The sequence below is a fragment of the Acetobacter ghanensis genome (genome assembly GCF_001499675.1).
Taxonomy (GTDB): domain Bacteria; phylum Pseudomonadota; class Alphaproteobacteria; order Acetobacterales; family Acetobacteraceae; genus Acetobacter; species Acetobacter ghanensis.
This window is the reverse complement of sequence record NZ_LN609302.1, coordinates 1,888,050-1,908,981: the sequence shown is the minus strand read 5'-3', so window position 1 is coordinate 1,908,981 and position 20,932 is coordinate 1,888,050. Positions and strand designations below refer to the sequence as shown.

Below are 20,932 nucleotides of genomic sequence, written 5' to 3'. Positions count from 1 at the left end.
AAAATCTCTCATATGGGGGACGTTCAGCATAGTTCTTGCGTTCCGTTTTCGAATTCGAATAAAATGGGCGTAGCCTTCGTATAGATGGAACCGATAAAAACCATGTCAGCACCAGCAACATCCGAGCGTATTCATGACCTTCTTATTGTAGGGGGGGCGTTAATGGCACCGGCATTGCGCGTGATGCCAGTGGCCGCGGCGCCTCAGTTCTGCTGGTGGAGCAGGATGATCTGGCAAGCTATACGTCGTCCTCCAGCACAAAGCTGATTCATGGCGGTCTGCGTTATCTGGAATATTATGAGTTCCGTCTGGTGCGTGAAGCTCTGATGGAGCGTGAGCGGCTGTTGACCATGGCGCCCCACATCATGTGGCCTCTGCGTTTTGTGCTGCCACACTCCAAGCTGGTGCGCCCGGCATGGATGCTTAAGGCCGGGTTGTTCCTTTACGACCATCTGGCATCGAACATGACGCTGCCTAAATCCATTGGTGTGGATTTTCGTAAGCACTCATCAGGGCGTGCCCTTAAGCCAGAATACACCAAAGGCTTCATTTATTCCGATGGCTGGGTGCAGGACAGCCGCCTTGTTGTGCTGAACGCCATGGACGCAGCCGAACGTGGTGCGGATGTGCGTGTTCATACACGTCTGATCGCGGCAAAGCGTGTGAACGGGCTTTGGGAAGCTACTCTGGAAAATCGGACTACCGGCGCGACTGAAACGGTGCGGGCCAAGGCTATGGTCAATGCCGCAGGACCGTGGGTGGCGCGCTTGCTGGCTGATACGCTTAAAATCCCCAATTCCAAGTCGGTGCGTCTGGTCAAAGGCAGCCATATTGTTGTGCCGCGGGTGTATGAAGGCCCGCAGGCGTACATCTTCCAGAACCCTGATAAACGGATTGTTTTTGCCATTCCGTATGAGCAGAAGTTCACCCTGATCGGCACCACGGATATCCCGTGGAAAGAAGAGCCGGGCAAGGTTGGTATTGCTGACGACGAGATCACTTACCTGTGTGAAAGCGTCAATCGCTACCTGAACGTTCAGGTGAAGGAAAGCGACGTGGTATGGAGCTACGCCGGGTTGCGTCCGTTGTATGACGATGCATCGGCCAATGCGTCCGCCGTCACGCGGGACTATGTGCTGGATCTGGATACGCAGGATGGTGCGCCGCTGCTGTCCATTTTTGGTGGTAAAATTACGACCTACCGCAAGCTGGCGGAACATGCGCTGGAAAAACTGGCGCCGGTATTGCCTGCGGTGGGTGGCCAGAGCTGGACGGCCACGGAGGTTCTGCCCGGTGGCGATATTGGGGAAGGTGGCTTTGACGGTGCTCTTGCCCGCCTGCGCCGCGTTGCGCCTTGGTTGCCCGCTGGGCTGGCATGGCGCCTGATGCGCAATTATGGCAGCCGGACTTACGAAATCATTGGCGAAGCCAGTGCCATGGAGGATATGGGAGAACTGCTGGGCGGAGATCTGACCGTCCGTGAAGTAGATTATCTGATGGACCGGGAGTGGGCACGTACGGCGGAAGATGTGCTCTGGCGGCGTAGCAAGCTTGGGCTGCATCTGAATGATGCGGACAAGGGCCGCGTTGAAAGTTATATCCAGAAGAAAGCTGTCTGATCTGTAAAATACCGCTTTCCGAACAAAAAAATAAAAAGAGGAAAGATGATATGGATAAGGTTAAGAACCCACTGTGGGGCGAGTTAATAGCAGAGTGTCTGGCTGTTCTGATTATCATTCTGGTGGGTGATTCAGTGGCAGCCATGTACACCCTGTATGACCCCAGCCCCTACCAGTTGTCGTACTGGGGGGTGGCTATTACGTGGGGACTGGGCGTTACGCTGGCCATTTATGTGACCGGGGCTGTTTCAGGCACACATGCCAATCCGGCAGTTACGTTGGCATTAGCATGTTATCGCGGTTTTTCATGGCGCAAGGTGTTGCCTTACTGGGGGGCGCAGGTTTGTGGCGGCTTTTTGGGGGCTTGTCTGGTTTATGCCCTGTATGGTTCGGTTATCGCCCATTATGCGCAGGCTCATCATCTGGATTTTGTGCATGATGGTGCCGCCGCGGGTGTGTTCTTCACCCATCCGGGTGAGTTTGTAACGCCCCTGCATGCGCTGCTGAATGAAACAATCCTGACAGCTTTTCTGGTCCTCGGTATTTTTGCGGTGACCTGCCAGTACAATACGGCAGCACCGCAAGCAAATTCCGGTGCGCTGATTATTGGGCTGCTTGTTGCCATTATTGGCGCATCTTCGGGCTATCTGGAAGGGTGGGCCATTAACCCCGCGCGTGATTTTGGACCGCGCCTGTTCTGCTATGTTGCAGGGTGGGGGCAGGCAGCTCTTCCTTCTCCTCAGAATTATTGGTGGGTGCCTGTTGTCGGTCCGCTGGCAGGTGGGGTAATTGGTGCCACAATTTATCAGACGCTGCTGCGTCCGTTCATGCCCGCTCTGGGCCGTCAATCCACTCCTGCGGCAGACTGACTGCTCAGAATAGAAGGGACTCCCACATGACCAAAAAAGATTGTGTTCTGGCGATTGATCAGGGAACAACCTCAACCCGCAGCATTGTTTTTGACCGGGACGCCAACGAACTGGCTGCGGCGCGGCAGGAGTTCCCTCAGCATTATCCCAATGCCGGATGGGTGGAACATTGCCCGGAAGATATCTGGAATGATGTGCTGAACACAGCCAAGGCAGCGCTGGAGCAGAGTGGTGCCAAGGACCGCGTTGCAGGGATTGGGATTACCAACCAGCGCGAGACCATAGTTGTGTGGGAGCGTAGCACCGGCAAGCCTATTCATCGGGCTATTGTCTGGCAGGACCGCCGGACGGCCAGTGTGTGCCAGCAACTGCGGGATGAGGGGGCGGAAGCTTTGGTGCGTGCGCGCACGGGGCTGCTGCTGGACCCTTATTTTTCTGCTACAAAGCTGGCGTGGCTTCTGGACAATGTGGAAGGCGCCCGTGCCCGTGCCGAAAAAGGCGAACTGGCCTTCGGGACCATTGATTCGTTTCTTCTGTGGCGTCTGACAGGGGGCAAGGTTCATGCAACCGATGCCACCAATGCCTCACGCACCATGCTGTTTGATATTCATCGCCAACAGTGGGATCAGGACCTGCTGGCCCTGTTCCGTGTTCCTGCGGCACTTCTGCCCGAAGTTCGGGATAGCAGCGCTCTGTATGGCGAGACAGACCCAGCTCTGTTTGGGCGGCCTATTCCGATTGCAGGCATTGCGGGCGATCAGCAGGCTGCTGTGGTGGGGCAGGCCTGTTTTTCTCCCGGTATGGCTAAGGCTACATACGGCACGGGCTGCTTTTTGCTGCTGAACACTGGCGATAAACCCGTGGAATCCCGTAATCGCATGTTGACCACCGTTGCCTACCGCCTGAATGGTAAGCCGACCTATGCGCTCGAAGGGTCTATTTTTGTGGCAGGTGCCGCTATTAAATGGCTGCGTGACGGCCTGCACCTGATTACCCATGCCTCCCAGACGGATGACATGGCGACCCGCGTGCCCCATAGCCACGGTGTCTATATGGTGCCGGGGTTTGTCGGCCTTGGCGCACCGCATTGGGACCCGGATGCGCGCGGTTTGATCTGTGGCCTGACACTAGATGCAACAGCGGCTCATATCGCCCGTGCCGCACTTGAATCCGTGGCCTATCAGACGCTGGATCTGGTGAGCGCCATGGTGCAGGACGGTGGTGGCACGACCGAGAGCATCCGTGTGGATGGAGGCATGTCGGCCAATGACTGGTATTGCCAGTTCCTCGCCGACATGTTGCAGGCCAAGGTCGAACGGCCTCGCAACGTGGAAACAACGGCTCTGGGTGCCGGGTTCCTTGCTGGCATTGCAACCGGTGTGTGGGAGAACGAAACAACCGTGGCGGCAGAATGGGCGCGCGGCTCTTTGTTTGAACCCAAAATGGACAGCACACAGCGGCGCACCATGATTGCGGGTTGGCATCAGGCTGTTAAGCGGACTCTCAGCACGTATACAGGGGGCTAAAAGCTGCCGCGTCAAAAGAAACCGGGGGTCTCTCTGGTTCTTTTGACGCGCTTCCGTTATTGGGGGGCGGATGTTACTGGGGCAGAAACAGTTTTGCTGGACCCACCCAGAAACTGGAATGTAACCTGCACGTTGGGTTGGGTCATGGCCTGCGCAACAGGGGCCACGCACAGCATATGGTACCCAGCGCTGGCAAACACCAAAGTTGTGGTTTCTGGCAGAGCCATATGCTGGAAAAGGTGTCGTGTGCCAGGGGTGTTCTCCTGATCAGTATGGTAACCAATCAGTCTGCCGCAGGCGGATGAGACAACCCCCGTCAGGAGGTGGGTTGTATGGCCGTTATTGGTCAATGTAAAATAAAGTTCTGGCTGTTCTGCTCCCGCCTTGGCAGGGAGGTGAAGGGAGATATCGGAAATGGCGATATCTTTCTGGGCATCGGCCTGACCGGGAATGGGCTGCTGGTCCGCGGCATGTGCGTGGGGTGCGGCAGTCAGGCTGATCATGACCATACTGGCCAGCATGGCTTGGTAGCAGGTTTTCATGGTTACTCCGTAGGCCTTTGGGCATGATGCAGTATGGACGAACCCGGTTAAAAGAAATATCTGATTGTTACCTAGCGTTCTTTGAACAGCACAACGCCGTCGGAAACGCGCCTGAGGGAAGGTTGTACCATCATGCGTTGCCCTTTTTGCGGGAACCCGGATAGTCAGGTCAAGGATAGTCGACCTAATGAGGAAGGGTCGGCCATCCGGCGGCGTAGGGCGTGCCTGTCTTGCGGGCAGCGCTTTACCACTGTGGAGCGCGTGCAACTACGCGAACTGGTGGTTGTTAAGCAGGATGGGCGGCGCGCGCCGTTCGACCGGGACAAAATTTCCCGTTCCATTCGTATCGCACTACGCAAACGCCCCGTGTCGGATGAGCAGATGGAGCAGATCGTAACCGGTGTCGTGCGTCAGCTTGAGGCTTCTGGGGATACGGAGGTCGCTTCCTCCCGGATTGGGGAGTTAGCAATGGATGCGCTGAAGGAAGTGGATGGCGTGGGCTACGTCCGTTTTGCCAGCGTGTACCGTGACTTCACGGAAGCGCGGGATTTTTCTGAAATCCTGACCCTGATGGAAAGCAAAACCAAGCCGGACGAACAAAAAGACTAGACCTTTATGTGTAAAAACGCCACAAAACGCGGCTCCGCATTAGCGTGGAGCAGGAGAGACGGATGACAGGATTACAGGACCAACCCAAGCTGAAAGCCGCGCAGCGCCCACGCACAGCAGCGCGTGTTGCCGCCGTGCAGGCGCTATTTCAGATTGAACAGAATGGTGACCGTCCGGATTCCGTCATCGAGCAGTTTCTGGTGCATCGTTTTGGAACAACCCTGAGCGGTGAATCCTACGAGGATGGCCGGGTTCCCGAGGCGGATGTGGGGCTGTTTACCTCTATTGTCAAAGGTGCGGTGTCCAACCGGACTGCCATTGAGCAGGATATTGTCAGCACCCTGCCTTCCACATGGCCGATTGAGCGGTTGGACCCGGTTTTGCGTGCACTCTTTCTGGCAGCTATAGCCGAATTCCGTCATGCGGAAGTTCCAGCGGCTGTGCTGATCAATGAATATATGGATGTGGCGCACGGTTTCTTCTTTGGGGATGAGCCGCGTCTTGTGAATGGTGTGCTTGATACGCTTTTCAAAAACCCGACGCCGGTCGAGGATCATGACAGCACCACAGCCTCCCCAACCGAAAACTGATCTGCCGCAGGAGTTTGCCTTTATAAGGCGGCATTTTTCTGCTCTTGCAGGTCCTGCCGCTCTGAATTTGCAAGATGATGCTGCTGTTTTTCTGCCCGCACAGGGGCAGGAGATGGTTATGGCGGTTGATGCGATGGTGGAGAATGTTCATTTTCTACCGTCCGACCCGCCAGATACAATCGGGCGTAAGCTCTTACGCTGTAACCTGTCCGATCTTGCCGCAATGGGGAGCAAGCCGGAAGGCTGGCTTTTAGCTTTTGCGCGTCCTTCCCACATTACGGAAGACTGGGTGGAACAATTCTGCCAAGGGCTTGCGCAGGACCAGGCCCGATTTGGATTGAGTCTGATGGGGGGGATACGACTTCCACGGCCGGGCCACTTGTACTGTCGTTGACAATAGTGGGGTCTGTGTCTCCGGGGCAGGCTATCAGACGGACGGGGGCCAGCGCAGGCGATGGGCTTTGGGTCAGTGGCACCATAGGCGATGGTGCACTGGGCCTGCGGGTGCTGCAAGGCAAACTGACGGACCCTACAGGGCATCTAGCGCAACGCTATCGCCTGCCGCAGCCGCGCGTGGGACTGCCTCTTTATGGTCTGGCATCAGCAGCGCTGGATGTGTCAGATGGTCTGGTGCAGGATGCAGGGCATCTGGCGCGGGGAAGTGGATTGCATGTGCGCCTCGAGGCTGATTTAGTCCCACTCTCAGATGCCGCACGCGCACAGGGCCGTGGGTGGTTGGAAACCTGCCTGACTGGCGGGGATGATTATGAAATCCTGTTGGCCGTGCCGCCTGAGCATGAGCAAAAGCTGATGACACGCCCTCTGCTGGAAACCCCCTACGGAGATGTACCAGTCACGCGGATCGGGCGCTTTGAGGCTGGTCCAGTCGGTGTGTCCGTTGTGGATAGGAACGGTGCCAGCCTGAACTTCAAGGCAAATGGCTGGAGCCATCTATAGAGAACCAGCCAAAAGGTGTTCGGTATGCCGGGTTTGAGAGGCTTCCGGCAGTCTTACGCTAGAGTTTTCTCGTACATACGGTGGCGTTTGTAGGGGGTGGGGGCAATACGCTCAATAAGCTTGCGCAGCCCTTCATGCGTTTCCAACACCCAGCCCAGTTCAATGGTGCGGTAGGGTAGAACGTGTCCGCGCTGCATTAACTCGTCAATAATGAGCACTGGCAGCATCGCCCGCAAAGCCGTTCCCAGATATTTTTTGCGCACACCAAGCAGCACAACGCGGGCAGAGTGGAAGTCATGCCTGAGGATACGCGCCCCCAGCTTGAGCCAGCCCAAGGGTGAGGGAGCGCCATTAAGGTCTTTGCTCACGTCAAACATATTGGGCACGACCAGTGCTATGGCTGCGGGTTCGCCCTCAACTTCGGCCAGAACGTATTGCTCCGGCCGCAGGATGGGCTTGAGCGCCTTGAGCAGGGACCGGACTTCGTTCGATGTGAGCGGCACATTGCCCCATGTGTCGGCCCAGGCATCGTTATAGATTTCACGCAGAATTTCAGCGTCTTCAGCAATATGCTTGGGGCGGAGGCCACGCATGGTAATGCTTCCAAGACGCTGGCGCAGATTGGCCGGAATCTGGTTGGCGCGCTCGGCCTGAGGTCCCGTTTCCATCCGGTAGGAGAGCAGGTCCACCGCTTTTTGAAAGCCTGCCTGCTCGATTGCCGGGCCAATGGATGTTGGGTGCCACGGCGTGCCGATCATGGGGATTTCGTGCTGCCCCTCAATCATAACGCCGGACTGGCCATTGCTGTTGAGCGTCCAAGGTCCTCGGATGCGTTCAACTCCGCGTGTTTTCAGCCATGCCGTGGCGGCATCCAGCAGTGGCGCAATACAGGCAGGTTCTGCCGTATCCAGCGCACCAAAAAAGCCTGTTCTGGGGCCGGTCTGCTGGAGCACAAAGGCATCAATCTGGGCAGATATGCGGCCAATGGGTTTGCCATTGTGCCATGCCAAAAAGTAACAGGCAAAACCATGTTCGAAGAACGGTGACTTTTTGGGGGAGAGCAGGTCGCGTTCTTCTAGGTCCAGCGGAGGACAATATCCGGGCAGGCCATCGTAAAGTATACGCGGTAGCTTTATAAAGAGAGAAAGCTGACGTGAGCCCGAAACAGGGGAAACGGTAATCTGAGTCGGGAAAGACATTGCCCCTCCAAGGAACGGAACATGAAAAACTTTCCGGGTGATGCCTTATTCTGCCTCGATGGGAAAGGAAAAAATGTGAGCTCTGAAGCATCTGGAAGGGACATTTTACGTTCTGTGCTCATTACAGGGGCAACGGGCGGCATTGGTGCGGAGCTTGCCTCTTATTACGCCACGCCCGGCCGGACATTGATTTTGTGGGGCAGGAATGCCCAGCGTCTGACCCAACTGGCTACGGAATGCTGCGCCAAGGGAGCCGTTGTGCACACACGGCAGGTCGATCTGTGTGATGGTGCAGCTGCATTGGCCGCCTTTGAGGAAGATGACGCCACCCATAAACCCGACTGCGTGGTGCTGGGGGCCGGTCTGTCCGATATTCAGTCTTTGGAAGACAGGACGGAAGACCCGCAGAAGGTGCTCCAGCTTGGTCTGGTCAATTATGCAACCCCCGTCACACTGGCTACGGCGGCCGCCAAGAGCATGGCGGAGCGTAATGGGGGGCATATTGCGCTTATAGGGTCGGTGGCGGGATTTTATGAAATGCCGTTTTCTGCCGCCTATAGCAGCTCCAAGTCAGGACTGGCCTTTTTTGCCAAAGCCGCAGGGCTGGCGTGGCAGCAATATGGGGTCAAACTGACATTGATTGTGCCGGGTTTTGTGGACACCCCCATGAGCCAGCGGCTGGAAGGCCCACGGCCGTTTTTGGTGCCTGCCAAAAAGGCGGCACGTGTTATTGTCCGTGCCATTGCGCGGGGCCAGCGAGAATATATCTTCCCATGGCCGTTCCGCGTGTTGCGGGTGGTGGAGCGTTTGCTGCCGCAAAAGTTGCGAGAGTATATTCTGCTGCGTTTGGCCGTTGGGCAAAAAGAACGCTAAATCGGCCAAAGAGTGCGGCACAAAAAAAGGTCCGGCAATTTTGCCGGACCTTTTTTATACGTCCTACGCGAGACGAAGGGACGCCGCGCGTAGGACGTTTGGCGCAAACCGGTCAATTAGAACGGTGCGTCAATATCGACCACGTCAATAAGCTTGTGGTTGACGAATTCCTTGATGCCAAGGCCAATGAGCTCGCGACCAAAGCCGGAGCGCGCCACACCACCAAAAGGCAGGTCGGCTTTTACCATTGTCGGATGGTTGATGTACACCATGCCGGTATAAATGCGGCGGGCCACTTCCACGCCGCGTTTGGTATCCTGCGTAAAGACGGAGCCACCCAGCCCATAAGGCGAATCGTTGGCGATGCGGATGGCATCTTCCGTGTCTTTTGCACGGTAAAGCTGGGTTACGGGGCCAAAGAACTCCCACAGACGTGCTGGGTTGTTTTCCAGATTTGTCAGCAGAACAGGCTGGAAGAAGGCCCCTTTTTCGGGTACCGGCGCACCAATGGTTTCGGCCTTGGCTCCCAGTTTGCAGGCTTCTTCCACCTGTGCGCGTAGGTCGTCCGCAGCTTTTTGGGAGGAAAGGGGAGCAAGCGTTGTGGCTGGGTCCATCGGGTCGCCAGCTTTAAGCTCTGCAACGCCTTTTTTGTAGAGTTCTACAAACCGGTCATAAATGGAATCAGCAACGATCAGGCGCTTGGAAGAAACACAGACCTGCCCAGCGTTCCAGTGGCGGCCGAACACGGCCCATTTAACGGCTTTTTCCAGATCGGCGTCATCCAGCACGACAAAGGCATCGGACCCGCCAAGTTCCATGGTCGCTTTTTTGAGCGCCTTGCCTGCAACAGCGGCAATAATGGCACCTGCACCTTCGGAACCAGTCAGCGCAACACCACACACATGGGGGTCGTTCAGTACGGTTTCGGTATGGTGGCGGGCCAGATACAGGTTGCGGAACGCACCATCGGGCAGGCCAGCCTTGACCATAAGGGCATCAAAGGCGGCAGCACATTGTGGCACGTTGGATGCATGTTTGAGAATAACAGTGTTACCAGCAGAAAGCTGCGGTGCGATAATGCGGGCGATCTGGTAGTAGGGGAAGTTCCACGGTTCGATAGCGAACACGATGCCCTGCGGTTCGTGCACCAGCATGGCCTGACCTTCTTCCGGGTTTTTGACCGGCAGAGGTTCAGAAGCCAGCAGGCGTTCTGCGTGTTCTGCATAGTATTCAAAGATTTCGGCCGAGAGAATGACCTCTGCCTTGGCTTCAGCAAAAACCTTGCCCATTTCCAGCGTCAGCAGGGCTGCGTAGTCATCAATTTCGTCACGCAGGATTTTTGCTGCTGCGGTCATGACCTTCGCACGTTCGGCAAAGGAGACATCCCGCCAGGACTGGAACGCAGCATAGGCGGCATCCAGCGCGGCCTGTAATTCCTGGTCCGTTGCTTCGGCAAAGGTTTTGACAACTTCGCCTGTGTAGGGGTTTGTTGTGGCGTATGCCATGTCCCTGTTTTTCCTTCCCTGTGTTCAGTCGAGCCAAGATGGTCCCTAAGCGTAAAGAGGCGATAGAGCAATTCTGCTCACTTCTTGCCTAATTCTCTCAGGTTGCTCTTCTTCGAGTTGTTTTGTGCAAGGGCCTGGCCGGGCTGATTGCCTTATTCTGCCATATCTGGAATGCTGTGCAGTCTGTTGCACAATTCTCCTGCCGGTTGAGTGGGAGAGAGAGGGGAGGCTGAAAACAGGTGCGTATGGCGGATAATCTGGCGGAATTGCAAAATCTGGTTCTCCGGCACTGCACGCACTCCACGGTGACAACGGCCATTCCTGAGCTGACTCTTTACCGGGCAGAAGTGGTAAGTGAGCCCATACCATTTGTATTCGAGCCGCGTGTGTACGTTATTGTGCAGGGCAGCAAACAGGTCATGCTGCGTGACCGCGTGTTTGATTATGATGATAGCCATTACCTTGTCACAGCGGTGGACCTGCCCGTGGCCGGGTGCATTACGCAAGCTTCTGCGGAGCGGCCATACCTCGCCCTTTGCCTTGCGCTGGACCCTGTGCAGATTGCAGAACTTCTGCTGGTTGTGAATGACCGACAGGTGGACCCCAATCAGGCCTGCATAATGGGAATGGGGCTGAGCCCGCTTAACTCCGGCATTACAGAACCCCTTTTGCGGTTGATGAAACTGCTCGACAACCCGGAGGATATTCCCATCCTTAAGCCGCTCATTGTGCGGGAGCTGCTTTATCGCCTGTTGCAGGGGGACCAGGGGTGCGCGCTGCGGCAAATTGCGACGGCAGGGAGTAATCTTTCCCACATTAACCGGGCCATCCGCTGGATTTCCCAGCATTATGCCGAGCCGTTTGATATTGGGCGGGCTGCGCGGGTGGCCGGTATGGGGTTATCCACGTTCCACAGGCATTTTCGGGCGGCCACCAATATGAGTCCTTTGCAATACCGCACGCAATTACGGTTGCAGGAGGCGCGTCGGCGCATGGTGAGCGAGAATGTAGATGCCGCCGAGGCAGCCTTTGCTGTGGGGTACGAAAGCCCGTCCCAGTTCAGCCGAGAATATCGGCGTATGTTCGGGCGCCCTCCCGCAAAGGATGCTTTGTGCGTGAGGGCAGACCAACTTTCTGAACGCAGCGCGGCTCGGCAGATCTACGTTCATCAGGCGCATTGTGACTGAAAAAACAGTCCAATCGTATTGTTACGTCGTGGGGGAAAGAACCCGGTGACGCACGACTTCTCCAACAATGACCAGAGCGGGGCTGGTAACGTGATTCTCTGCAACCTGTTGTGGCAGGGTGGAGAGTGTGCCTGTCAGCACTCGCTGTTGGGGGAGTGTGCCACGCTCAACAATGGCAGCGGGCCAGTCCGTTGGCAGGCCGTGTTCAATCAGACGGGCACATAGCTGATCAATGAGTGTCAGCCCCATGTAAACAACAATGGTCTGACTACGGAGGGCTATGGTCTCCCATGCCAGATTGAGGGTGCCATCGGCTCTGGCGTGGCCGGTAATAAAGACGCAGGCCTGTGCGCAGTCCCGGTGTGTAAGCGGTATGCCCGCATAGGCAGCGCACCCATTGGCGGCGGAAATGCCCGGAATAATGCGGAAGGGCACACCTGCAGCGACAAGAGATTCGATCTCCTCTCCCCCACGCCCGAAAATAAAGGGGTCGCCCCCTTTAAGGCGGAGCACCCGTTCCCCCGCCTTGGCGCGGCGGATCAGTTCGGCGTTGATACCTTCCTGCGGCAGCGTATGGTTGTTGGTCTGTTTACCAACAAAAATCCGTTCTGCATCTCTGCGCACGTAGTTCAGAATGTCCGGGCCAACCAGATTGTCGTACAGAACACTGTCAGCATCCTGCATCAGGCGCAGGGCGGCCAGAGTTAGCAGGTCGGGGTTGCCGGGGCCTGCGCCGACAAGCCAGACTTCTCCAGTTTTGGCGCTGCCTTCGCTCAGAATACGGTCCAGTTCCTGCTGGGCAGCCTGTGTCTCGCCCGACATGGCCAGCGGGCCGCCTGTTCCATCCAGAAAACGCTCCCATATCCGGCGGCGTATGGCGGAATCTGGCACCTGCGTGCGTAATGCTTCCCGGCTGTGCTGCATAAAAGCGGCCAGTCTGTGCAAACCTGCGGGCATGATTTCTTCTATTTTCGCACGTAGCCTGCGGGCCAGAACCGGGGCCGCCCCTCCGGTGGAAACGGCAATCTGCACAGCGCCCCGTGTTGTCAGGGCGGGGGTGATGAAGCTGGAGACTTCGGGGGCATCCACGGCGCACACAGGTATGTTCATGCTCTGGCATAATGCACTGAGCGTAGCGTTCAGCTCACGGTTGCTCGTGGCAAGGTAAACCAGCCGGCAGCCGGGGAGGCGGGCGGTCAGGTTTTCCACCGTGGCGTCCTGCCGGGTGACATGCGCCTTTCCCTGCGCCACAAGGCGCTCCAGTTCAGGAGTGAGGGTGGGGGAGAGAATTTCCACCCGTGCGCCCGTGGGCACAAGAAGTTGCACCTTGTTGGCTGCGACATTGCCGCCGCCAGCCACAAGAACACGCGCCCCTTCCAGACGGAGCATGATGGGAAACCAACTGGTTCGCTCAAATGAAGCCTGCATGGTTCATGCTGCAAGCAGGGTTTTGCTTCGGATGCAAGAGGAAGCTGCGTCAAACAGAATAAAAGTGGATGCCTGCTGTGCCTCCGGGCACTTTGACAAGTCCACTTCTTGCGGCCTAACACGAACGCAGCCAGCCCCTGTGCGTTGCGCGGCAGGGGCCGAACAGGGCGGAGTATCTGGCTTTCTGGCTGGGGTGTTCTGTTCCATCATGGGGGCGGGTGTGGCGCTGTAGCCCTTGTCGTTTTTGCAGGACACCTTGCGCCAGGTGGCAGGGAACCAGATCCGTGTCAGGAGCCACAGGTGGCCGACCAAGCGGGAGTAACCGGGGTGTATGGCGGCTTTTCTCAACCAGAAGTTAAGGGGTGGTGCCCGGGTCTTTTTGCCCCCATGGAGGCGGCAGATGGCTGGCTGGTACGTGTGCGTCCCATGTTGGGGCGGCTGGAAGCGGCCCAGGCTTTTTTGCTGGCGGAAGTTGCACAACAGCAGGGTAACGGCCGTATAGGGCTGACCAATAGGGCTAGCCTCCAGCTCCGTGGGTTTGACGCGGATTCTGCGCGCCGGTTCCCCGAAATTGCGGTGGCAGCCGGTCTTGGTCTGTCGGATGCTGGTATGGAGCGGCGCCAGACCATGCTTGTCTCCCCTCTGGCAGGAGATGACCCAGCCTGCGCGCCAGATACAGTGGCCTGTGCGGAGTCCTTGCGCCATGCATTGGTCTGTGCAGAGGAGCTGTCTGCCCTGCCGGGTAAATTCGGTTTTGCGGTGGATGGCGGAGGGCTGTATGCGCCGGGCCTGTTGCGGGCGGACATTGCTGTGCGGAGTATGGGAGCGGGCCTGTGGTCTGTGGTGTGCGGGCAGATGTGTGGCCCTCAGGTTACTTATGCCGTTGCCGTTGGGCAGGCTGTTGCGTTGGCCCATGCTTTTGTTGCATCTCATCAGAGCATACGCCCACAACGTGACCCCAAAGTAGGGACTGAACTGTTTCGGCTGACGGGGCTTGAAGGGCAGGCTCTCGCCGTTTCTGCTACGCCAGCGCAGGCAGAAGGTGCCCGTGTTGGCTCGCTGGGGCACGGACTGTTTGCCTTGGCGGTGCCAATGGGCAGCATGACAGCGACCATGCTGCAAGACTGTGCCCGTGTTGCGGTAACGGAGGGGGATGGCATTTTGCGCCTGACCCCTTGGCATACCATTGTCTTTGGTGGTCTGGGGCAGCTGCCTGAGGTCGAGGGTATGGTTGCTGACCCGCATTCTCCTCTTTTACGCATATGGGCCTGTAGTGGTGTTAGCGCCTGTGCGCAGGCTGCCGGACGGACTGAAGAACTGGCAAGGAGTCTCGCGCCGCTTTTGCCAGATGCAGTGTGTCTGCATGTTTCGGGCTGCCGTAAGGGGTGTGCTCATCCTGCTGCGGCTGACTATACACTGGTCGCTGGGGCGCAGGGGTACGGGCTGGTGCGCAATGGGGGCGCATCAGGTTATGTGCAACACCTGTTCGCGGACGAACATGCTGTTTATAAAGCATTTCAGACATTCAAACACGAAGGAGCGGTAGATGCCGGCCTATGAGTATATTCGGGATGGGGCGGCCATCTATGAACGTTCATTCGCAACCATTAGGGCAGAAGCCGATCTGAGCGCCTTTACGCCGGAGCAGGCAACCGTAGTCGTGCGGATTATTCATGCTTGCGGCATGGTGGATGTGGCGCAGTCCGTGGCTATGACGGACGATCTGGTGCCACGGGCACGGCAGGCTCTGCGGAGTGGTTGCGCTATTCTGTGTGATGCGGAAATGGTGGCACGCGGTGTAACGCGCACCCGTCTGCCTGCCGACAACGAAGTTATCTGCACATTGCGTGACCCACGTACGCCCCAGCAGGCTTTGGCTATTGGCAATACCCGTTCCGCCGCAGCACTCGATTTGTGGGGAGATAAGCTGGAGGGGGCAGTTGTGGCCATTGGCAACGCGCCCACGGCCTTGTTCCACTTGCTGGAGCTGCTGGATGCAGGGGCTCCACGTCCAGCGGCTGTGCTGGGTGTGCCGGTTGGTTTTATTGGCGCAGCGGAATCCAAGGAAGCACTGACAAAGAGGCATGATGTGCCTTGGCTGGTAGTGCATGGTCGGTTGGGAGGCAGCGCTATGGCTGCCGCTGCCCTTAACGCCCTTGCGACTGAGGTCGAATAATGGCGGGCACACTGAGCATTGTCGGCGTAGGGCCGGGCGACCCGGAACTGATGACCCTGCGCGCCGCACGGTTGATTGGCTCGGCCCCTGTGGTCGCGTATTTCTGCCGGGAAAATCACCCCAGTCAGGCGCGGACCATCGCGCAGGCACATATTGCGCCTACGACCGAGGAATTACGGCTGGTTTACCCTTTTACAACCGAGATTTCGGTTAACGATCCAGCTTACCACCAGAACATGGCCGCTTTTTATAACCAAAGCGCGGACCGTCTGGCTGAAGTGCTGGCAAGTGGTCGCGATGTGACGCTGCTGTGTGAGGGAGACCCGTTTTTGTACGGCTCCGCCATGTATGTGTTTGACCGGTTACGCAAGCATTGGAACACGCAGGTGGTCCCCGGCATTATGGCCATGAATGGCTGCTGGAGTCAGGCTCAGGCTCCCATGACGCATGGGGATGATGTGTTGTGTGTGTTGCCCGCCACCTTGCCGGAGGATGAACTGGCAGATTGGCTCAAACGTGCCGATGCCGCGGTCGTCATGAAAATCGGACGGAACATGCCGCATGTACGCAAGGCCATCAGCCAGAGCGGTCGGATGGAAGATGCCGTATATGTGGAGCGAGGCACCCAAGGCGGGCAGGTTATCGCTCCGCTGGCGGAGCGGGAAGGGACTGCTCCATACTTTTCCTTGGTCCTGCTGCCGGGAAGGAAAGGCGTACGATGAGCATCGGTTCTCTGGTTATTGTTGGTCTTGGCCCCGGTAACCCTCAACAGCTTACGCCACAGGCCAAGGAAGCACTTGCCCATGCAACCGATCTGGTCGGTTATGTGCCCTACGTCAAACGTGTGGAGGCAGGGCCGGAGGTCGTGCGCCATATTTCCGACAATCGGGAAGAAATAAGCCGTGCCCGCCATGCGCTGGAACTGGCCATGAGCGGGCGGCATGTAGCCGTGGTCTCGGGGGGGGATGCCGGTGTTTTTGGCATGGCCAGTGCAGTGTTTGAGGCCGTAGAAAATGGGCCGGAGGTCTGGCGGACGTTGGACATACAGGTCATTCCGGGCGTGAGTGCCGTACTCGCCGCCGCGGCCCGGCTTGGTGCGCCTTTGGGGGGGGATTTCTGTGTGATTTCCCTTTCTGATAATCTCAAGCCGTGGTCCGTGGTTCTGGACCGCTTGAGGCTGGCGGCACAGGCCGGGTTTGTTATTGCCCTGTATAACCCGCGCTCCCATGCCCGCCCATGGCAGCTTGGTGCTGCGTTTGAACATCTGCGGCAGACCATGCAGGGGAATGAGCCCGTTGCTTTTGCCCGCGCCATAGGACGCCCGGATGAAGCTGTGCGGCTGTCCACCATTGCGCAAGCGGATGCAGAATGGGCGGATATGAGCACGTTGGTGTTGATTGGTTGCCCGGTGACCCGGTTGGTTCCGCGCCCGATGGGGCAGGAACCGTGGCTTTATACTGCCCGCAAGGTTGAAGAGGCGATTTGATGCAACCATGCCAAAGCAGCCTTGGGTTCGGGGGTGCGTGGCGTGGCGTGCGGTTGGGGGCGGGCAACCATTATAACAGGAATGCCCAATATGCGGGCGGCTTCCAGCTTGGGGTAGGTCGCCATTCCACCGGAGTTTTTGGTGACTAGCACGGTAATCTTCTGGTCTTGCATCAGGGTGCGTTCAGCACTCAGGTCAAAAGGGCCGCGTGTGCAGATGACCTGCGTATCCGGTGGCAGATCAGCGGGGTCTGGCCGTTCTATGGAACGGAACAGATAATGGTGTTGCGGAGCGGCCAGAAACGGGGTTGTTTCCTTACGTCCTGTGGTCAGAAATACGGACTGGCGGCGGGTGTTCCATCTGCTGGCTTGGGCAAGCTCAGCAGCAGCTTGGGCAATACTCGGCACCATCAACCACTGATCCTGCGGTGTGGCGGTCCAGCCCGGCCGCTCAAGCCGCAAGAGTGGCAGGTTCATTTTTGTGCAGGCTTTTACAGCGTGGTCGCTCATCTGCGCGGCAAAAGGGTGGGTTGCATCAACAACCGCGTTTATGGCGTTCTGTTGCAGCCAGTTAACCAGCCCCTCTACCCCACCAAAGCCGCCAATGCGTGTTTCCATGTTGGGCAAATGTGGGCGGCGGGTAGCTCCTGCGAGAGAAAGAACAGCTCGGCAGGCTGGCCATGTGGCAAGCAGATTGCACAGGGCGTTGGCCTCGGTCGTGCCGCCCAGTACCAGAACGCGCAGACTATGGGGTGTTTGGGTCTGGATGCCACAAGGGGCAGGCTCTGGAGGCATAGGACAACCTTGATATCAGATGGTGTCCTACAGTTTAGGCCATCAGACTGTGGTGCGGAACGGGTTGAGATGATTATGCCATATATTGCGTTGAAAAAGGGAAGTCATGCGCATCATGCCTGAGCCGCATATTCAGAGTGTTTCTCCGTGGCTGACCCTGATCGGCGTTGGGGAAGATGGTCTGCATGGGTTGAGCCACACGGCCAAGAGTTTGCTGGAACATGCTGACTATGTGTTTGGCGGGGAGCGGCACCTTGCTTTGGTTGCACCGCTTCCGCAGGGGCAGTGTGTGGCGTGGCCGACGCCATTTAGTGCTGGGGTGCAACAGGTTTTGGCCTTGCGTGGGCAGTCTGTTGTGGTTCTGGCATCTGGAGACCCGTTTTTTTATGGGGTCGGGAGTGTATTGGCGCGCAGCCTCGGGAGGGACGAAATGATGTGCCTACCCGCGCCTTCATCTGTTGCGTTGGCTTGCGCGCGGTTGGGATGGGCTAGGGAGCAGTGCCACGTTGTCTCCGTGTGTGGCAGGCCCATGGCGCGTATTCGCCCGTTTTTGCAACCCCGGTCGCGGTTGTTTGTGTTGTCGGCCGATGCGCAAACGCCTCACCTGTTGGCGGAATGGTTAGTCAGTATGGGGCTGGGGGAGGTGCGTTGCTATGTTATGGAGGCTTTAGGCGGCCCAAACGAGCGTTGTCGCAGCTTTATGGCGCATGAAGGAGCGCCAGCGGATGTTGGGGCGCTGAATTTGCTGGGCTTGGAAATACCTGCCAGCACAGCCGCACAATGTCTGCCACAATGTGGTGGTCTGCCGGATAGCTGCTTTGAGCATGACGGGCAGTTGACCCGGCAGGAAATAAGGGCCGTCACCCTGTCTGCCCTTGCCCCAAGAGCTGGCGAATTGTTGTGGGATATTGGCGGAGGTGCCGGGTCTGTTTCCATCGAATGGATGTTGGCGGCACAGGCCTGCAGGGCCATAGCGATTGAGAGTATGCCCGAGCGCGCTGCCCGTATCGTGCGCAATGCACAGGCGTTGGGTGTGCCCGATTTACAGGTGCTACAGGCCCGTGCTCCCGATGGACTGGCAGCGTTGGAAGCGCCTGATGCCGTTTTTGTGGGCGGTGGGGCCAGTAGGCCGGGGGTGTTGGAGCAGGCATGGGCTGCCCTGCGTCCGGGTGGGCGTATGGTGGTGAATGCTGTGGTGGTGGAAACCGAAAGCCGTCTTGTGCAGGCCATGCAGGAATGGGGCGGCCGCCTGACTCGTCTTTCTGTTGCCCGGTTGGATGGTGTGGGGAGTTTTCATGCTTTCCGCCCGGCAATGACCGTCACCCAATGGGTGGTGAGCAAGCCTTATACGCCATGATAGTGGTGGGGTTGGGGTGGCAGAAGGCGGCTTTGCTCAGCCATGCGCGTGAAGCGGTGAGCCGTAGCCTGCACAGTATTGGAATCAAGGTGCCAGACTACATTGCTGTTCCTGCCTTCAAGAGGGGGGATGCCCTTCCGCAGGAGGTTGCCTGTATGTGGGGCGTTGGCGTGCTGTGGGTGGAGGAGGTAGACCTTCAGCAGATGCAGCCGTTCTGCCAGACGTTTTCCGCTACGGTTGGCTCCCATGTAGGGGTTGCATCCGTGGCTGAGGCATGTGCTCTTGCCGGGGCGGGGGATGGCGCACATTTGCGCTTACCCCGTCAGGTATTCTGTGGTGTAACCTGCGCGGTGGCCGAAGGAGAGAAGAAGTGACGGTTCATTTTATTGGTGCAGGCCCCGGCGCTGCGGATTTGTTGACCATTAGAGGGCGGGATCTTCTGGCCTCGTGCCCGGTCTGCCTTTATGCTGGCTCCATTGTGCCGCCGGATATGCTCCAGTATTGCCCTGATGATGCAAGGCTGGTGGATACAGCCCCCATGTCATTGGATGAGATAGAGGCCGAATATGTGCGCGCCCACAAGGCAGGGCAGGACGTAGCCCGCCTGCATTCAGGCGATCTGTCTATTTACAGTGCTGTGGCCGAGCAGGTGCGTAGGCTGGATCGGAACAACATTCCATGGACCATGACGCCGGGGGTGCCTGCATTTGCGGCCGCCGCATCTGTGCTGGGGCGGGAGTTGACCGTCCCCGGAGTGGCCCAAAGTGTTGTGCTGACACGTATGAACGGCCGTGCTTCTGCTATGCCCGAGCGTGAAAAGTTGGAAGCTTTTGCCGCTACGGGAGCAACGCTTGCCATTCACCTTGCCGTACATGCTTTGGACCGCATAGTGGCGGAACTGACACCGTTTTATGGCCCTCAATGCCCCGTAGCGATTGTTGCACGCGCATCATGGCCAGATCAGTTGGTACTGCACGGCACGCTGGAGAGTATTGAAAAAGAACTGGAGCATAATCCGATTGAACGGACGGCGCTGGTTCTGGTCGGCCCAGCGCTTGCTGGAATCGCCGGGCGGGAAAGTGCTCTGTATGACCCGGATTATCGTCGCCGCTTCAGGAGCTAAAGGAGGGCGGCTTCGGTCGCTTTTCCTACCAATGTTCCCATACGATCAAACACCAGTACATCCAGCCGGACAGGGGCAGGAGCAAGCGTGTGGTGTGCCACATCCCACGCTTTTTGTGCGATCAGGTTCCCTAGGGGAAAGTTGTGCGTGCTGCTGAGCAGAAAAGCCTCGGCAACTGTGGGGCACACTTTTATTTGGGCTGGTAAGCCATCTGGTGCGCCATGTTGCGCGGCCAGTTGCGCCAATGCTGCCATGTCTGCACGGCTGCGACTGGAGTGCAGGTCTAGGCAGCCTTGGCCAAGCTTGGTCATTTTGGCAATGCCGCCAGCAATGCTCAGGCGTGGGACTGGGTGATGACGGATGTATTTGAGCAACCCACCCGCAAAGTCTCCCATTTCAATCAGGGCAATATCGGGTAGAGCGTAAAGCGCCTGTCCTGCTTTTTCGGATACATTGCCGGTTGCCCCCAGAATATGGGGTAAGCCTTCGGCCCGAGCGACGTCCACACCCCTGTGAATGCTCTCTATCCATGCGGAGCAGGAAAACGGCATGACAATGCCGGTTGTGCCCAAAATGGACAGCCCCCCCACAATGCCCAGTCTGCCGTTAAGTGTGCGCTGGGCCAGCTCCTCCCCGTTATCAACGCTGATCGTGACTTCCGCATCGGGAAGAATGTTGTTGTTGGCTTGTGCCAGTGCTGTGCAAATCATGCTGCGTGGGGTGGGGTTAATAGCGGGCTCACCGGGCGGCAAAGGTAAGCCGGGGCGTGTTATGGTACCAACGCCGGGGCCCGCTTTGAACACAATGCCAGCCCCTGAGGGAAGAGCACGCACGGTGCAGCGGATTATGGCGCCATGTGTAATGTCTGGGTCGTCGCCTGCGTCTTTTATGACTGCGGCACATGGTGCATCCGGCGTGCCGGTAAACTGACACAGACTGAAGGCAACCTCCCGGCCAGAAGGGAGGGTAATCCATACACTGGCAGGAGGTTCGTGCCCTTGGAGCACCAACCATGCTGCTTTGGCCGCGGCGGTTGCGCAACTGCCTGTGGTCCAACCACGACGAAGGGGGGGCTTGCTCTGTGTCATGCCC

At 57.8% G+C, this 20,932-nt stretch carries 19 protein-coding genes and 2 pseudogenes; 15 read left to right on the top strand and 6 right to left on the bottom strand.

Annotated elements, in window-relative coordinates:
• The first annotated feature begins 84 nt into the window (after window positions 1-84).
• From glpD to glpK, 3 genes and pseudogenes are all read left to right on the top strand, one after another.
• Window positions 85-1,619, top strand: a pseudogene (gene glpD, locus AGA_RS09035) (glycerol-3-phosphate dehydrogenase).
• A 50-nt stretch (window positions 1,620-1,669) separates the two neighbouring features.
• On the top strand, window positions 1,670-2,488 hold the full coding sequence (locus AGA_RS09030) for an MIP/aquaporin family protein (protein WP_059023930.1): 819 nt from the start codon (window positions 1,670-1,672) through the stop codon (window positions 2,486-2,488).
• A 26-nt stretch (window positions 2,489-2,514) separates the two neighbouring features.
• A complete protein-coding gene (glpK, locus tag AGA_RS09025) occupies window positions 2,515-4,014 on the top strand; it encodes a glycerol kinase GlpK (RefSeq protein ID WP_059023929.1) in 1,500 nt (499 codons plus the stop codon).
• Between the two features lie 56 nt (window positions 4,015-4,070).
• Here the strand turns inward: glpK and AGA_RS09020 are convergent, their stop codons facing one another.
• Window positions 4,071-4,556 (bottom strand): copper chaperone PCu(A)C, encoded by a 486-nt coding sequence (locus tag AGA_RS09020; RefSeq protein WP_059023928.1) that lies wholly within the window; start codon window positions 4,554-4,556, stop codon window positions 4,071-4,073.
• A gap of 132 nt (window positions 4,557-4,688) precedes the next feature.
• Between AGA_RS09020 and nrdR the strand changes: the two genes are divergently transcribed.
• From nrdR to thiL, 3 genes and pseudogenes are all read left to right on the top strand, one after another.
• Window positions 4,689-5,165 carry a transcriptional regulator NrdR gene (nrdR, locus tag AGA_RS09015; protein ID WP_059024792.1) on the top strand — a complete coding sequence of 159 codons (477 nt, stop codon included), beginning with the start codon at window positions 4,689-4,691 and terminating at the stop codon, window positions 5,163-5,165.
• A 62-nt stretch (window positions 5,166-5,227) separates the two neighbouring features.
• Complete coding sequence (nusB, locus tag AGA_RS09010; RefSeq protein ID WP_059023927.1) at window positions 5,228-5,755, top strand: transcription antitermination factor NusB; 528 nt, start codon at window positions 5,228-5,230, stop codon at window positions 5,753-5,755.
• Window positions 5,721-6,712: pseudogene (gene thiL / locus AGA_RS09005) on the top strand (thiamine-phosphate kinase). The gene nusB and the pseudogene thiL overlap by 35 nt, the downstream one beginning before the upstream one ends.
• 53 nt (window positions 6,713-6,765) lie before the next feature.
• Here the strand turns inward: thiL and AGA_RS09000 are convergent.
• Window positions 6,766-7,911 (bottom strand): GNAT family N-acetyltransferase, encoded by a 1,146-nt coding sequence (locus AGA_RS09000; RefSeq protein WP_059023926.1) that lies wholly within the window; start codon window positions 7,909-7,911, stop codon window positions 6,766-6,768.
• A gap of 21 nt (window positions 7,912-7,932) precedes the next feature.
• Between AGA_RS09000 and AGA_RS08995 the strand changes: the two genes are divergently transcribed.
• A complete protein-coding gene (locus AGA_RS08995) occupies window positions 7,933-8,784 on the top strand; it encodes an SDR family NAD(P)-dependent oxidoreductase (protein ID WP_083503606.1) in 852 nt (283 codons plus the stop codon).
• Between the two features lie 116 nt (window positions 8,785-8,900).
• Here AGA_RS08995 and AGA_RS08990 read toward each other — a convergent pair whose 3' ends face one another.
• Window positions 8,901-10,289, bottom strand: coding sequence for an NAD-dependent succinate-semialdehyde dehydrogenase (locus tag AGA_RS08990; RefSeq protein WP_059023925.1), 1,389 nt, complete (start codon window positions 10,287-10,289; stop codon window positions 8,901-8,903).
• Between the two features lie 245 nt (window positions 10,290-10,534).
• Between AGA_RS08990 and AGA_RS08985 the strand changes: the two genes are divergently transcribed.
• Window positions 10,535-11,476, top strand: a complete 942-nt coding sequence (locus tag AGA_RS08985; protein ID WP_059023924.1) for an AraC family transcriptional regulator — start codon at window positions 10,535-10,537, stop codon at window positions 11,474-11,476.
• Between the two features lie 21 nt (window positions 11,477-11,497).
• On the opposite strand, the gene cysG is transcribed toward AGA_RS08985, so the two are convergent.
• Window positions 11,498-12,904 carry a siroheme synthase CysG gene (gene cysG / locus AGA_RS08980; RefSeq protein WP_059023923.1) on the bottom strand — a complete coding sequence of 469 codons (1,407 nt, stop codon included), beginning with the start codon at window positions 12,902-12,904 and terminating at the stop codon, window positions 11,498-11,500.
• A gap of 300 nt (window positions 12,905-13,204) precedes the next feature.
• Here cysG and cobG point away from each other — a divergent pair, with 300 nt between their 5' ends.
• From cobG to cobJ, 4 genes are read left to right on the top strand one after another with little or no spacing between them, the layout of a single operon-like run.
• Complete coding sequence (cobG, locus tag AGA_RS08970) at window positions 13,205-14,464, top strand: precorrin-3B synthase (RefSeq protein WP_231945765.1); 1,260 nt, start codon at window positions 13,205-13,207, stop codon at window positions 14,462-14,464.
• Entirely contained in the window at window positions 14,451-15,080 is a 630-nt protein-coding gene (locus AGA_RS08965) for a precorrin-8X methylmutase (RefSeq protein ID WP_059023921.1), read from the top strand. The genes cobG and AGA_RS08965 overlap by 14 nt, the downstream gene beginning before the upstream one ends.
• On the top strand, window positions 15,077-15,802 hold the full coding sequence (locus AGA_RS08960) for a precorrin-2 C(20)-methyltransferase (protein ID WP_157065339.1): 726 nt from the start codon (window positions 15,077-15,079) through the stop codon (window positions 15,800-15,802). The genes AGA_RS08965 and AGA_RS08960 overlap by 4 nt, the downstream gene beginning before the upstream one ends.
• Window positions 15,799-16,566 (top strand): precorrin-3B C(17)-methyltransferase, encoded by a 768-nt coding sequence (gene cobJ, locus AGA_RS08955; RefSeq protein WP_059023919.1) that lies wholly within the window; start codon window positions 15,799-15,801, stop codon window positions 16,564-16,566. The genes AGA_RS08960 and cobJ overlap by 4 nt, the downstream gene beginning before the upstream one ends.
• Here cobJ and AGA_RS08950 read toward each other — a convergent pair.
• On the bottom strand, window positions 16,533-17,360 hold the full coding sequence (locus tag AGA_RS08950) for a cobalt-precorrin-6A reductase (RefSeq protein ID WP_083503605.1): 828 nt from the start codon (window positions 17,358-17,360) through the stop codon (window positions 16,533-16,535). The two genes, cobJ and AGA_RS08950, sit on opposite strands and share 34 nt — an antisense overlap.
• A 115-nt stretch (window positions 17,361-17,475) precedes the next feature.
• On the opposite strand from AGA_RS08950, the gene AGA_RS08945 reads away from it, so the two are divergent.
• Genes AGA_RS08945 through cobM form a run of 3 tightly spaced genes read left to right on the top strand, consistent with a single transcriptional unit; the run spans window position 17,476 to window position 19,840 of the window.
• Window positions 17,476-18,717 (top strand): bifunctional cobalt-precorrin-7 (C(5))-methyltransferase/cobalt-precorrin-6B (C(15))-methyltransferase, encoded by a 1,242-nt coding sequence (locus tag AGA_RS08945; protein ID WP_059024788.1) that lies wholly within the window; start codon window positions 17,476-17,478, stop codon window positions 18,715-18,717.
• Entirely contained in the window at window positions 18,687-19,091 is a 405-nt protein-coding gene (locus AGA_RS08940; RefSeq protein WP_083503604.1) for a cobalamin biosynthesis protein, read from the top strand. The genes AGA_RS08945 and AGA_RS08940 overlap by 31 nt, the downstream gene beginning before the upstream one ends.
• Entirely contained in the window at window positions 19,088-19,840 is a 753-nt protein-coding gene (gene cobM / locus AGA_RS08935; protein WP_059023917.1) for a precorrin-4 C(11)-methyltransferase, read from the top strand. The genes AGA_RS08940 and cobM overlap by 4 nt, the downstream gene beginning before the upstream one ends.
• Here cobM and AGA_RS08930 read toward each other — a convergent pair.
• Window positions 19,837-20,928 (bottom strand): cobalt-precorrin-5B (C(1))-methyltransferase, encoded by a 1,092-nt coding sequence (locus AGA_RS08930; RefSeq protein ID WP_059023916.1) that lies wholly within the window; start codon window positions 20,926-20,928, stop codon window positions 19,837-19,839. The two genes, cobM and AGA_RS08930, sit on opposite strands and share 4 nt — an antisense overlap.
• Window positions 20,929-20,932 lie beyond the last annotated feature (4 nt).